General features: G+C 66.1%; 11 protein-coding genes. 1 reads left to right on the top strand and 10 read right to left on the bottom strand.

Annotated elements, in window-relative coordinates; genetic code table 11:
• Positions 1-32: 32 nt before the first annotated feature.
• The 10 genes from sphst_RS07150 to sphst_RS07105 all read right to left on the bottom strand — a co-directional run bounded on the left by sphst_RS07150 (position 33) and on the right by sphst_RS07105 (position 12,572).
• Positions 33-3,140 carry a TonB-dependent receptor gene (locus sphst_RS07150; protein WP_031393444.1) on the bottom strand — a complete coding sequence of 1,036 codons (3,108 nt, stop codon included), beginning with the start codon at positions 3,138-3,140 and terminating at the stop codon, positions 33-35.
• A 405-nt stretch (positions 3,141-3,545) separates the two neighbouring features.
• Positions 3,546-5,591, bottom strand: a complete 2,046-nt coding sequence (locus sphst_RS07145) for a M13 family metallopeptidase (protein WP_031393445.1) — start codon at positions 5,589-5,591, stop codon at positions 3,546-3,548.
• Positions 5,592-5,651: 60 nt separating this feature from the next.
• A complete protein-coding gene (locus sphst_RS07140) occupies positions 5,652-7,151 on the bottom strand; it encodes an ABC transporter permease (RefSeq protein ID WP_031393446.1) in 1,500 nt (499 codons plus the stop codon).
• A complete protein-coding gene (locus tag sphst_RS07135) occupies positions 7,148-8,095 on the bottom strand; it encodes an ABC transporter ATP-binding protein (RefSeq protein ID WP_043156530.1) in 948 nt (315 codons plus the stop codon). Before sphst_RS07135 ends, sphst_RS07140 begins: the two co-directional genes overlap by 4 nt.
• 17 nt (positions 8,096-8,112) lie before the next feature.
• The gene (locus sphst_RS07130; RefSeq protein WP_031393448.1) at positions 8,113-8,343 is read right to left on the bottom strand and encodes a helix-turn-helix domain-containing protein; all 231 of its coding nucleotides are present in this window, start codon (positions 8,341-8,343) and stop codon (positions 8,113-8,115) included.
• Positions 8,343-8,864: a DUF2975 domain-containing protein gene (locus sphst_RS07125; RefSeq protein ID WP_043156533.1), complete on the bottom strand. Its 522-nt coding sequence runs from the start codon at positions 8,862-8,864 to the stop codon at positions 8,343-8,345. The genes sphst_RS07130 and sphst_RS07125 overlap by 1 nt, the downstream gene beginning before the upstream one ends.
• Positions 8,865-9,066: 202 nt before the next feature.
• Positions 9,067-10,461 carry a dihydrolipoyl dehydrogenase gene (gene lpdA / locus sphst_RS07120; RefSeq protein WP_031393450.1) on the bottom strand — a complete coding sequence of 465 codons (1,395 nt, stop codon included), beginning with the start codon at positions 10,459-10,461 and terminating at the stop codon, positions 9,067-9,069.
• A gap of 21 nt (positions 10,462-10,482) precedes the next feature.
• Positions 10,483-10,824 carry an acyl-CoA thioesterase gene (locus sphst_RS07115; RefSeq protein WP_042466532.1) on the bottom strand — a complete coding sequence of 114 codons (342 nt, stop codon included), beginning with the start codon at positions 10,822-10,824 and terminating at the stop codon, positions 10,483-10,485.
• A gap of 44 nt (positions 10,825-10,868) precedes the next feature.
• Complete coding sequence (locus sphst_RS07110; RefSeq protein WP_031393452.1) at positions 10,869-11,081, bottom strand: hypothetical protein; 213 nt, start codon at positions 11,079-11,081, stop codon at positions 10,869-10,871.
• Between the two features lie 111 nt (positions 11,082-11,192).
• A complete protein-coding gene (locus tag sphst_RS07105; RefSeq protein ID WP_107045351.1) occupies positions 11,193-12,572 on the bottom strand; it encodes a pyruvate dehydrogenase complex dihydrolipoamide acetyltransferase in 1,380 nt (459 codons plus the stop codon).
• A 134-nt stretch (positions 12,573-12,706) separates the two neighbouring features.
• Here sphst_RS07105 and sphst_RS07100 point away from each other — a divergent pair, with 134 nt between their 5' ends.
• Positions 12,707-13,162 carry a universal stress protein gene (locus sphst_RS07100; RefSeq protein ID WP_031394497.1) on the top strand — a complete coding sequence of 152 codons (456 nt, stop codon included), beginning with the start codon at positions 12,707-12,709 and terminating at the stop codon, positions 13,160-13,162.
• Positions 13,163-13,188: the final 26 nt, after the last annotated feature.

Genomic DNA, 13,188 nt, shown 5'->3' with positions numbered 1-13,188 from the left:
CCGACAGCGTGTCGACAGGGGACGCATCATCGTCAGAAGGCGAGGTTTATGCCAGTGCTGATACGGCGATCGGCCTGGAACCAGCTGCGCCCGACCAGCTTGCCGCCGGGATACCCACCCATCAGCGTCCGCTGCGTCGCGGCGGTCAGGTTGGTCCCCTGCACGCCGAACGAGAACTGGTCGTTCACCTTGAACCGCACACCGGCATCGACCGAGCCATAATTGCCGCCATAGATCGGCAACGCGATCTGCGTCGACGCATCGAGGCCGCCATCCTGGTTGGTCACGACACCCGGCACGCTGTAATAGGTATAGGTGCCGTTCGTGCCGTTGCTGTTCGTCGACAACAGATAGCGCGAGCGCCAGGAATAGGCGACGCGCAACGAGATCGGGTTGCGCTCGTACAACAGCGTCGCGTTCAGATTATGCTTCGACAGACCCACCAGCGGCGCGTCGTTGCGAGCGGCACCGGTGATGTCGCGGTAGACATCGCCCGGATTGCTGCTCTTGATAAAGGTGTAGTTGCCCTCGAACCCGATCCCGGCAAGCGCACCGGGCAGCATGTCGAGGAAGAACCGGCCACCGGCCTCGACGCCCTTGACGGTCGCCGCCTTGGTCGAGTTGACGTAGTCGGTGGCCGATGCCGCCACATTCTCGGTCGTACCGTCGGTGAACTGGATCGTGACCTGCCGGCTGGTCAGCGCATAGATCGGCAGGTTGGTCAGCCGCTTGTAGAACGGGGCCAGATGGAAGGACGTCCCTGCCCGGCCGTAATATTCGAGCGAGAGGTCGACATTGTTCGACAGCGTCGGCTTCAGCAACGGATTGCCGGTGTCCGCGGTGAAGTTGTTGAACGTCCCGATCCCGCCGGGCGTCTGGCTGGGGGTCGTTGCCACGCCGATCGAACCCGACGCGCGCAGTGCGTTGAAGCTCGGCAGATCCATCGTGATGTTGTAGCCGCCGCGAACCTTGATCCGGTCGGTGGGCGAATATTCGAGATTGATCGACGGCAGCACGCGCGTGAAGTCCGCCTTGCCGCCGCGGGCGAGGAACGTGTTCGCCAGTGTCACCTGCGCGCCGTTGCGGATGAAGACGGTCCCGCCATTCTGCTGGATGAACCCGCTGCCTTCATTCTCGATATGCACGACACGCACGCCGACGTTACCGGAAATGCCGCGTGCGCCTTCCTCGGGCCCGAAGCGGAGCAGTGCATAGCCCGCGATATTCTCGGTACGGTTATTCACCTGATCGCCCGGCAGGACGAACCCGACAGGCCGGATCGCCAGCGTGCCGTCGGGGTTGAACTGGCCGCCATAGCCGGTGACCGGGAGCTGCCCCGCAACCGAGCAGTTGAATTCATTGCCGGTGCAGAAGCCGGCAGGCGGTGCAGTCACCAGCCCGGTACGATTTTCATTGAAGCGCGACGCCAGATCCTCCGATGCGAACATCAGGTTGCCCGGCAGCGTCGTGTTGCCGCGGAAGAAGTCCTTGAATGCATGGCTGGCGACGTCGCCCGGCGCGGCGTTGGCATAGGTCAGCTGCGGATCACCGTTCCAACCGCGACCCAGCGCGGTCCAATTATACCCGTTCGACAGATCGCGCTCGGTCCGCTTGGCATAGCGGCCGCCGACCTTGACCGACCGGAAGAAGCTGTTGTCGAACGTATATTCGGCATCGAGCTGCCCTGAATCGAGCCGCCCCTTGTTCCGTTCGTTGTGCGGCATCGACGCCGTCCAGAAATAATTGGCCGGATCGGCGAACGACGCCTGCGTCGCAGGACTGACGGTGATCTGCGGCAGGTCGCCCGTCAGGTCCATGCCGAAGCTCTGGCCGAAACCGACGTCGCGGAAGATGTCGAGGCGATCATAGATCTGCCGCGAATCGACGCGCTGCAGCGATCCCTTCAGCGACACATGGCTGTCTGTCGGCGCCCAGACGAACGACAGCGAATAATCGCGCGTCCGCGTGTTGCTCTCGACGAACCCCTTGTTGCCGCTGCTGTTGACCGCCCCACCCGTCGGGGCAAACGTCGCCGTGTCGCGGTTGAACAGCGCGCTCGTCTTGGTGAGCAGGCCGTTGCTGTCGAACGAGCTGCTCGCCGGATCGACCGCCAGCGTCTGAGAGTCCAGCTGCGTGCCGTAATCGCTCGACTGGCTCTTGTAGCGCGACTGGAAGAAGCTGCCGGTGAAGGTCAGCGATTCGGCCGGCTGCCACTGCGCCGCGCCATAGATGCCGTAGCGCTTGTACTGGAACGCCTCGTCGCCATAGGCGAAGCCGCTGGGGACGTACCGCTCGTTGCCATCGCTGAGCTTGGTCTTGAAATACGGGCTGACGCGGATGAACTGCGACAGCGAGCTGAACTGGCTGAACGCCACGTCGCCGAGCAGGCCGATCCGGCCGATCGGCGTATCGAACGAATCGGTGATCAGCACCGACCCCGACGGATCCGCCTTGTTCGCCATGTCGCCGAGCGCGAGTTCGCCGGTGCCAGCAATGTGGAACTTGCCGTTGAAGTCGAACGGCATCTTGGTGCGCAGGTCGATCTGGCCGCCGGTGCCGCCCTCGATCAGGTCGGCCGTCGATGCCTTGTAGACGTCGACCGCTGCCATCAGTTCGGGCGTGACGTCGCTCCACAGGATTGCGCGGCCGTTGTTCGCGCTGAAGATCTCGCGGCCGTTCAGCCGCGACGCGACGCCCGTCAGGCCACGGACCTGAACACCCGACCCCTGCACCGAATAATGGTCGGGATCGCCCAGCGCGGCAAAACGGACGATCGAAACGCCCGAGACGCGCTGCAGGACTTCGGTGATCGAGTTGTCGGGCAGCTTGCCGGCATCATCGGCGACGACCGAATCGACGATCGTCTCGCTGCGACGCTTACGCTCGTCGGCAGCCTCGAGCGCGGCGCGACGGCCGGTGATGACGATATCACCGTCCCCGGCCGCATCGGCCGCGGGTTGACCGACCTCCTGTCCCGGCGTCGCGGCCTGGGTCGTGTCGGGCGACACGGTCTGCGTTTCCGCCTGCGCCCATGCAGCGCTGCCCGCGCCTGCTGCCAGCAGCGCCGCAAGCGACACACCGACCCGCATCGCGATCGCCACACGCCCACGTGGCCCCGAATTCAGAACGAACGCCTTCATAACCCCTCCCCATGCCGCAGCGCATCAGACGCACCACATCAGCAACGGCGCATCTGTAAACGAATGCTACCGCTACCGCCGTTAGGCTGATCTGATTTAGAAGACAATAGAGACAAAGCGAGGATGCGAGACTTAAACGAAAGCAATCAAATCATAAATTGATTTTGTTAAATTTAAGCAAACCGGCAGCTGCGAGCCGACTTTTGCGACACGAGTGCTTACCTTTGTTGCTGAGCGCCCGCCGGCCCGTCAGGCTAGCCTGGTCCCGTATCCACTGGCCTCGTCGGGCGCAACGGCCTTCGGGTCGCAGTCGGGCGCTATCTTGGATAGCGATATCACGGCCGGGTCGCGCGTGGTGCGCACAAGAAATCGGGGCGTGTGAACGGCCACACGCCCCGCGAGATGTTACCAGATATGAACGCGGTCGCCGGGCGCCAGATACAGCGCATCGCCGGGCTTGACCCCGAACGCCGTATACCAGGCATCGACGTTACGGACGATCCCGTTGACGCGGTAGAATGGCGGCGAGTGCGGATCGGTGAGCAGCCGCGCGCGCGCTGCGCCCTCACGCAGCTTTGCCTGCCATGCCTGCGCGTAAGCGAGGAAGAAGCGCTGGTCGCCGGTCAGCCCGCCGATCACGGGCGCCTTGCCATGCTCCGCCTGGTACTTCTGATACGCGGCATAAGCGGTCTCGACGCCGCCCAGATCGCCGATATTCTCGCCCAGCGTCAACGCACCCTTCACGCGGACACCCGGGATCGGCTCATAGGCGTCAAACTGCTTCGACAGCGCAGCGGTGCGCTGGGTGAAGGCGGTGCGGGCGGCCGGCGTCCACCAGTTCTCGAACTTGCCCGTCGCGCTGAACTGGCTGCCCTGGTCGTCGAAACCATGCCCCATCTCATGCCCGATGATCGCGCCGATCGCGCCGTAATTGACCGCCGCATCCGCCTTGGGATCGAAATAGGGGGGCTGGAGGATCGCCGCGGGGAAGGTGATCTGGTTGTTGAGCGGGTCGTAATAGGCGTTCACCGTCTGCGGCGTCATGCCCCAGAGCGTACGATCGACGGGCTTGCCGAGCCGCGAGAGGTCGAGCTGATGCTGGAATTCGCCCGCGCGCATCGCATTGCCGACCGGGTCGCCCCGGACGACGTCGAGCGATGAATAGTCGATATATTTGACCGGATGGCCGATCCGCGGATCGAACGCGGCGAGCTTGGCCAGCGCCTGGGTCTTGGTCGCGCCATCCATCCAGCTGTTCGCGGTGATCCGCTCCTTGTACGCCGCGCGCAGGTTAGCGATCAGCTCGCCCATCTTCGCTTCGCTCTCGGGCGGGTAATGCCGCTTCACATAGACTTCGCCGACGGCCTCACCCATGGTGCCGTTGACCAGCGCGATCCCGCGCTTCCACCGCGCGCGCTGCTCCGGCTGGTCGGCCAGCGTCTTGCCGTAGAAATCGAACGTCGCCTGATCGAACGCCTTGGGCAGCGCACCGGCGCTTGCCGAGGCGAGGCGGAACTTCATCCAGTCCTGCCACGTCGACACGGGCGTCGCGGCAAAGATCTTGCCGAGCTCGGTCAGCGCGGTCGAGTTGGTCATGTAGACGACCGGGAATTGGGCATAGCCCGCGGTCGACAGCAACAGCGGCCAGTCGAAATCGGGCGCCAGCGCCTTGCGGCCCGCCGCGTCCATCGGCTTCAGCATCGCCTGCAGGTCGCGCGACTGGACCGGCGACCACTGGACCTTGGCCATCGCGGTTTCGAGCGCGACGATCCGGTCCGCCCTGGCCGACGCATCCGCCACGCCGGACAGCGTCAGCATCTTCTCGACATAGGCCCGATAGGCCGTGCGGAAGGTGTCGTATTTGGCGCCCTGCTCGAGATAATAATCCCGGCCGCCCATGCCCAGCGACCCCTGCCCCGCGGCCACCGCATAGCGCTTCGGATCGGCGGGATCGGGCAGCTGCCCGACCTCGACCGGCGACGCATAGCCGACCGTCGAGAACAAGGTCTGGAGCTTCTGCTTGTCGGTGGCGGCGTCGATCTTCGCGAAATAGGGCTTGAGCGGTGCGGCGCCGGCGCGCTCGATCGCGGCCTCGTCCATGAAGCTCGCATAGAGATCGCCGAACTGCTTGGCCCCGGCGCCGACCGCGGCGGGATCGCGCGCGGCATCGTCGAGGATCGCGCGGACCTGCTGCTCGGCCTGATCCGCCAGGATCACGCTGCCGCCCGCGGACGTGCGATCCGGTGCGATCGCCGTGCGCTTGTCCCACGCGCCATTGGCATGCGTCCAGAAATCGTCACCCGGCTTCACCGCCTTGTCGGCGGCGGTCAGGTCGATCCCGAAGCTGCCATAGCGCGCGCCGGCCGGGGTGCCGGTCTGGGCCAGACCGGGTGCGGACAGGGCAAGCAGCGCCACCCCCAGCGACAGACGCGAAATACGATTGAACGACATCATAGCTCCTCCAGAAAACCGGGGTTGGATCCCCGAAATGATATGAACGGTACGCATGCGTCAGGCGGGCGTACGCTGCATCAACCGGGCCAGTGCGGCGAGGTTGGGCTTCTGCCCCGCATTGAGCAGGCTGGCGCGAAACACACGCGCGAGCAAGACGAACTCGATGCCGATGAACACCGCCAGCAGCGCGCCGCTGCCGACGATCTCCATGGTCGAAACTCCGCTGCCGAGCCGCGCGAGCATCGTGAACGGCGTGTAGATCGGGATCCAGGTCAGCACCTTGATCGCGGTCGCGCCGCTGTTCGACAGGACGCCCTGCGCGACGACCGTGAAAGGCATCGCGATGACCAGCAGCACGGGCGTCAGATAGCTCTGCGCATCACGCATCGAATCGCTCATCGCGCCGATCGCCAGCAGGATCATCGACACCATCAGATAGCCCGCGAGGAAGAAGTACAGCATCACCAGGATGATCCAGGGCGAGGCGAGCGGCGCGAGCGCCGCCTGCAGGAACGCGCCGACCGCGCCCTGCGTCGCCACCGCGGCACCGGTCGCGCACAGCCCCCAGACCAGGACCATCGTCAGCCCGACCGCGACCGTCCCCACGAGCTTGCCATAGAGCAGCTCGTCGGGGCTGATGCAGGCGAGCACCGTCTCGATCAGCTTGTTCGACCGCTCCTCGACCAGCCCCTGCAGGATCCAGTTGCCCGACAACAGCAGCGACATCAGCAGGATATAGGCGCTGAGCAACGGCACCACCGATCGCACCAGCATCCGTTCGCGCCCGCCCCCAGGCGTCGGGGTCGAGACCGCGATCGCCGGGACCAGACTGGTCGCGGTGCGCGCCTGATCGCGCGCGAGCCCGGTCGACTCGAGATAGGCGGTACGCAGGTCCTGCGTGAGCACGGTCTGCAACGGCTGGACGAAATTCGCGCCAGGCTGCTCGCTCGACCAGAGCCGCACATCGGCGGTCTGCACGCCGAAGACGCGCGGGATATAGACTGCATAGTCGAGCGGCTTGGCCGTCTTGTTGCCGAATTCGCCCGGCTGGAGCAGCGGCTTCAGCTGCGCATCGAGCGCGCCGGGCGCCGCGCGCGCAATTGCAGGCGGCGTTGGCAGGACCACGAAATCGGCCTCGGGCGCGTCGAACTTCGGCGTTTCCGAGGTCGTCGCCGGCCGCATCGCCGCCAGCGCGGCAGGCAGGCCGCCCGCCTTGGCGAACGTCGCGACATCGGCGTCGCCGAACAGCCGGTCATGCTGCGCCCACAGCGCGCCCGGATCGGCGCGATCGAGTCCGTAGCGCTGTGCGTAGCGCGACAGCGCGGTCAGGATCCGGCGCTGGTGATCGGTATCGAGCCGCGCGCGGATCGCCGCCGCGGCACGGCCATCGGCATCGATCAGCATGACGCGCTGGGTCTTTTCGGACTGGGTCAGGCGGCTCGCGATCGGCCCGACCGCCAGCGCCAGCGGCAGGATCAGCAGCGTCAGCCAGAAGCTGCGCATGCCCGTAATCTGTCGGAACTCGCGCATCGCGACGAGAAGGATATTGTGGGTCATGCTGCATGCTCCGCCATAGCCGGGTCGGCGAGCCCGGCTGGAGGGGTGCCGACAAGATGGAGAAAGACGTCGTGCAGGCTGACGCGGTGCTGGTCGAACCGCCGCAGCGTCACGCCCTGCTCGGTCAGGCATTGCAGCACGTCGGCAGGATCGATCCCCTCGGCCAGCGTCACGTCATAGTCGCGCCAGCCCTGCGCATCGGCCGCGCCGGGCTCCGCGCGCTCGACGCCGGGACACCGCATCGGCGTATCGCGCGCGACGATCGTCAGGCGGGCCGGCAACCGCCCGCGCGCTTCTGCCTGCGTACCCTCGAACACCTTGCGCCCTTGCGAGAGCAGCAACAGCCGGTCGCACAGCCGCTCGGCATGCTGCATCACATGCGTCGAGAACACCACGGTCGCCCCGCCCCGCGCGGCCTCCAGGATCTCATGTTCCAGCAGCCCCTGATTCACCGGGTCGAGGCCCGAAAAGGGTTCGTCGAGCAGCAGCAGCTTCGGGCCGTTGACCAGCGTCGCGGCGAGCTGAACCTTCTGCGCCATGCCCTTGGACAGCTTGTCGATCTGCATCTTGGCCGATGCCGCAAGGCCGAACCGGTCGAGCAGCGCATGGCCCTTCGCGCGTGCCGCGGCCGCCGACATGCCCTTCAGCCGCCCGAAATAGGTGACGGTGTCGATCGCGGTCATCCCGCGGTACAGTCCGCGCTCCTCGGGCATGAAGCCCAGATCGGCGGCATTCTCGCGGCCGGGTGGACAGCCGAGGACCGAGATCCGTCCCGCCGTCGGCCGCACGATGTCGAGCACCATGCGCAGCGACGTCGTCTTGCCCGCGCCATTCCCGCCGAGAAAGCCGAAGATCTCCCCCGGCCGTACCGCAAAACTCAGCGCGTCGACCGCGGTCCGCTCCCCAAACCGTTTCGTCACCCCGTCCAGAACCAGTGCGTCCATCGGACCATCCCCCCCGTTTAAATTCCGTCTTCGCCCCGTTCATCCTCGTCGACGACCCGCAGCAGATCGCCCGGCTGGCAGTCGAGCACGCGGCAGATCGCCTCCAGCGTCGTGAAGCGGATCGCCTTGGCCTTGCCCGTCTTCAGGATCGACAGATTGGCGAGCGTGATGCCGACCGCCTCCGACAACTCGGTCAGCGTCATCCGCCGCGCATGCAGCATGGCGTCCAGGCTGACCGCGACCGGCATCAGACCGTCATCGCCAGGTCGTCGCGCATCCGCGCACCGATCCGGAAGACGCGCGCGAGCACGAAGATCATCACGACCGCGATCCACCCGCCCAGCGACGGCGTCCATCCGCTCACGTCGAGCTTGAGCAGCGAAATCCAGCGGACCACGCCGCCAAAGGCAAGATCGAGGCATTGCAGCGCCAGCAGCGCCCAGCCAATCCGCGCGAGCCGCGTGGCATTGTCGTCGACGAACGGATCCCCCGCCTCGACCGTCGCGACGATGCGGAGCAGGTTCGAGAAGATCGGATGCAGTGCGACGCCGCCGGCAATGCCGACGAACAGCATCATGCGGATCGCCAGCACCGCCTGGTCCAGATCGAGCAGCGCGCCGTATTTATGCGTCAGCCGCGCGCCCAGCATGCCCTGCATCGGCCAGGACAGCAGCAACGCCAGCGCGAACACCGCGGCGCAGACGATATTGAGGACGAGCATCAGCCGAAGCAGCCCCGTCGCCCCCCAAAGAACCCGATCCCTGTTCATCGCCGCCCCCGCCTGCATATTGCAAAACGATATGGGCCCTATCGATAAACGGCAAGTCGATTCATTGGTCCATTTTGGTCGGGACGCTCATCGCCGCGTTGGCGACGGCAAAACGGCGCACGATCGGTCTGATCGCGCGCCGCATCGTAAACGGTGCCGCCACCCGCCGCGCCGAAGCGCGGGTGACGTCACGCGGTCGGGCTCAGTAGTGGATCGAGCGGCCGTAGGCGCCCAGCACGCTCTCGTGCATCATCTCGCTGAGCGTCGGGTGCGCGAACACGGTTTCCATCAGCTCGGCCTCGGTCGTCTCGAGCTGGCGTGCGACGACATAGCCCTGGATCAGCTCGGTGACTTCCGCGCCGACCATGTGCGCGCCGAGCAGCTCGCCGGTCTTCGCGTCGAACACCGTTTTCACGAAACCCTCGGCCTCGCCGAGCGCGATCGCCTTGCCGTTGCCGATGAACGGGAATTTGCCGACCTTCAACTCATAGCCGGCTTCCTTGGCCTTCGCCTCGGTCATGCCGACGCTCGCGACCTGCGGGCGCGAATAGGTGCAGCCGGGGATGTTGGCCTTGTCCATCTGGTGCGGCGAACCGCCGGCGATCTTCTCGACCGCGATAATGCCCTCATGGCTAGCCTTGTGCGCGAGCCACGGCGCGCCGGTGACGTCGCCGATCGCCCAGATGCCGTCGACATTGGTGCGGCCATAGCCGTCGGTCTTGATGTGCCCGCGGTCGGTCTCGACGCCGAGCGCTTCCAGCCCGATATTCTCCGTGTTGGGGACGATGCCGATCGCGACGATCGCGTGGCTGAACGTCTCCTCGACGACCTTGCCGTCCTTGTGTTTGATCTTCGCGGTGACGCCGCCGCCCGATGGCGCGAGGCCTTCGAGGCCGGTGCCGGTCAGGAGCTTGATACCCTGCTTGGTCAGCGCCTTGTTCATGAACGCGGAGACCTCCTCGTCCTCGACCGGCAGGATCCGCGGGAGCATCTCGACGATCGTCACGTCGGCGCCCATGTCGTTGTAGAAGCTGGCGAACTCGACACCGATCGCGCCCGATCCGATAACCAGCAGCTTGGTCGGCATCTCGGTCGGCACCATCGCGTGACGATAGGTCCAGATCGTCTTCCCGTCGGCCTTGGCGAACGGCAGGTCGCGCGCACGGGCACCGGTCGCGACGATGATGTTCTTGGCCAGAAGCTCGACGGTCTTGTCGCCCTGCTTGACGCTCAGCTTGCCCTTTGCGGTCACGGTGCCGACGCCTTCGACGACGGTCACCTTGTTCTTCTTCATCAGGCCCTTCACGCCTGCGTTCAGCTGGCCCGCGACCTTGCGGCTGCGGTCGACGACCTTGGCGAGATCGAAGCCGACATTGTCCGCCTTCAGACCATAGCTCTCGGCGTTCTGCATGTAGTGATAGATTTCCGACGTGCGCAGCAGCGCCTTGGTCGGGATGCAGCCCCAGTTGAGGCAGATGCCGCCCAGGCGCTCGCGCTCGACGATCGCGACCTTGAGGCCGAGCTGGCTCGCGCGGATTGCCGCGACATAGCCGCCGGGGCCCGAACCAAGGATGACCAGATCATAGGTGTCAGCCACGTGGAGAGTCCTTCAAGTGAATCAGTTGGAAGCGGGCGGCACGGGCCGCGGTTTGCGGTCGTCGCCGACCGCGACGAAGATGAAGCGCGCCTGTGTCACCTTGCAGCTGTCGTTGCTGTGCCGCGCGCGGCGCCATGCCTCGACCTCGATCGTCATCGACGTGCGGCCGACCGCGATCAGCTCTGCATAGACCGACACCTCGTCGCCGACGACGACGGGCATGTGGAACTTCATGGCGTCCGCCGCAATGGTCACCGCACGCCCGCCGCTGCGGCGCGAGGCGACCGAACCGGCGGCCAGATCCATCTGCCCCATCAGCCATCCGCCGAAGATGTCGCCGTAAGGGTTGGCATCGGCGGGCATCGCGGTGACGCGGATCGTCGGCGCCTTGTCGGGGGGCAGGTCGGTCACGCGTGGCTCCTGCTGGTCTGTCGGTCGAGGATGCGGGCCTGCCTAAGCGGCCCGATTCCCATGATCACGGTCACGACCATCGCTGCCGCCCCGCACCACCAGATCACGTCCTGCCCGAGCGGATAGGACCAGGCCGCCGCCCAGGTGATCGCGACCGCGACGCCGAGCCCGACGAGGATGTGCAGGATCTCGATGAGCGTCCTGGTCATGACGCGCGCCGGCCCAACCCCGTTCGTGCCGAGCGAAGTCGAGGCATATGGGACTCATGCCCTTCGACTTCGCTCAGGGCGAACGGGAGAGGGGCCACAGCGGTCACGGTCTTACGCCAGCATGCCCAGCGGGTTCTCGACCAGATGCTTGAACGCCTTCATGAACTGCGCGCCGTCCGCGCCGTCGATCGCGCGGTGGTCGAAGCTGCCGGTCGCCGACATAACGGTCGCCACGGTGAGCTCGTCGCCGATCACGTACGGACGCTTCTCGCCTGCACCGATCGCGAGGATCATCGCCTGGGGCGGGTTGATGACCGCATCGAACTGCGTGATGCCGAACATGCCCATGTTGCTGATCGAGGCGGTACCGCCCTGATATTCCTCGGGCTTCAGCTTGCCGTCGCGTGCGCGGGCGGCGAGGTCCTTCATCTGCGTCGAGATCGACGACAGCGAGGCGGTGTCCGCACCGACGATGATCGGCGTGATCAGACCCGATGGCGTGCTGACCGCGACCGAGATGTCGGCGCGCTGGAAGCTGATCAGCTGGTCGGGCGTGAACATCACGTTGCAGGTCGGGACCTGCATCAGCGCGACGGCCTGCGCCTTGATCAGCAGATCGTTGACCGACAGCTTCACGCCGCGCGCTTCGAGGCTCTTGTTCAGCTCGCCGCGCAGCTTGAGCAGCGCGTCGAGACGCACGTCCACGGTCAGGTAGATGTGCGGAACGGTCTGCTTCGATTCGGTCAGGCGGCGCGCGATCGTCTTGCGCACGTTGCTGAGCTTGGTCGACTCGTGTGGGATATCCGGCACGACCGCGGGCTTGGCGGCGGGTGCTGGCGCGGCAGCAGAGGCGGCCGGTGCGGCGGCTTCGGGCGCGGCGGCAGGCGCGGCCCCGGGCTTCGCGCTGTCGACATCGGCCTTGACGATGCGACCCTTCGGCCCCGACCCCGACACCGAACCAAGGTCGATCCCCTTGTCGGCGGCGAGGCGGCGGGCGAGCGGGCTCGCCTTCACACGGTCACCGCTGGCGGGCTTCGACTGAGGCTTGGATTCAGGCTTGGACTCCGACGCGGCGCCCGCATCGGCGGGACGACCATGATCCTCGGCCGACGTCTCGGTCCGGGCGACGGGCTTGGCCTCGCTGCCGGTGTCGTTGGGATCCTTGGGATCGGGCTTGGCCTCCGATTCCTTGGCCGCGGGGACGGGCGTCTCGCTCTTGGTCGGCGCGGACACCGAGGACGCATCCTCGCCTTCCTCGGCCAGGATCGCGATGACGGTGCCGACCTTCACATTGTCGGTCGCCTCGGCGACCAGGATCTTGGCGATCACGCCTTCGTCGACCGCTTCGAATTCCATCGTCGCTTTGTCGGTCTCGATCTCGGCCATGATGTCACCGGACTTCACCGTATCGCCTTCCTTCACCAGCCATTTGGCGAGGGTGCCCTCCTCCATGGTCGGCGACAGGGCAGGCATTTTGATCTCGATCGACATGGAGGTCCCCAGGGCGTTACGTAACGGCATGCCTACTCGCGCCCTCGCCCGCCCGGGTCAACCCCGCGAAGCCGCCTTCCCCTTGCGCGAACCGCATCTGCACGGCACCTAAGCCCGATAAACAGGGGAATATGATGCGTGTCTATCTGGTGGTCATCGACGAGTCGCCCGAGGCGGGTATCGCGTTGCGCTTCGCGGCGCGGCGCGCGGTGAAGACCGGCGGCGGCGTCGAGATCCTCACGCTGATCCCGCCGCAGGAATTCATCGCGTTCGGCGGCGTCCAGGCGACGATCGAGGAGGAGGCGCGGCTGCATGCCGAGGGCCTCGTCGCCGCCGCAGCGGGCACGCTGATCGAGGAATCGGATCTGCGCCCGTCGATCACCGTTCGCGAGGGCGAAGGCCCCAAGATCATCCGCGAGATGATCGCTGCCAACCCCAATATTGCCGCGCTGGTGCTCGGCGCCGCGGCGAGCGGTGCGCCGGGTGCGCTGATCGCGCATTTCTCCGGCACCGATGCGGGTGCGCTGCCCGTGCCGGTCATGATCATCCCGGGGTCGCTGACCAGCGAGGCGATCGACCGGCTCAGTTGACGGCGGCGGGAGATGACGGAGGCGGA

The sequence above is a fragment of the Sphingomonas sp. STIS6.2 genome (genome assembly GCF_000732685.2).
Lineage (GTDB): Bacteria > Pseudomonadota > Alphaproteobacteria > Sphingomonadales > Sphingomonadaceae > Sphingomonas > Sphingomonas aerolata.
Note: the sequence above shows the minus strand (reverse complement) of the source record. Positions and strands in the feature narration are given on the sequence as shown.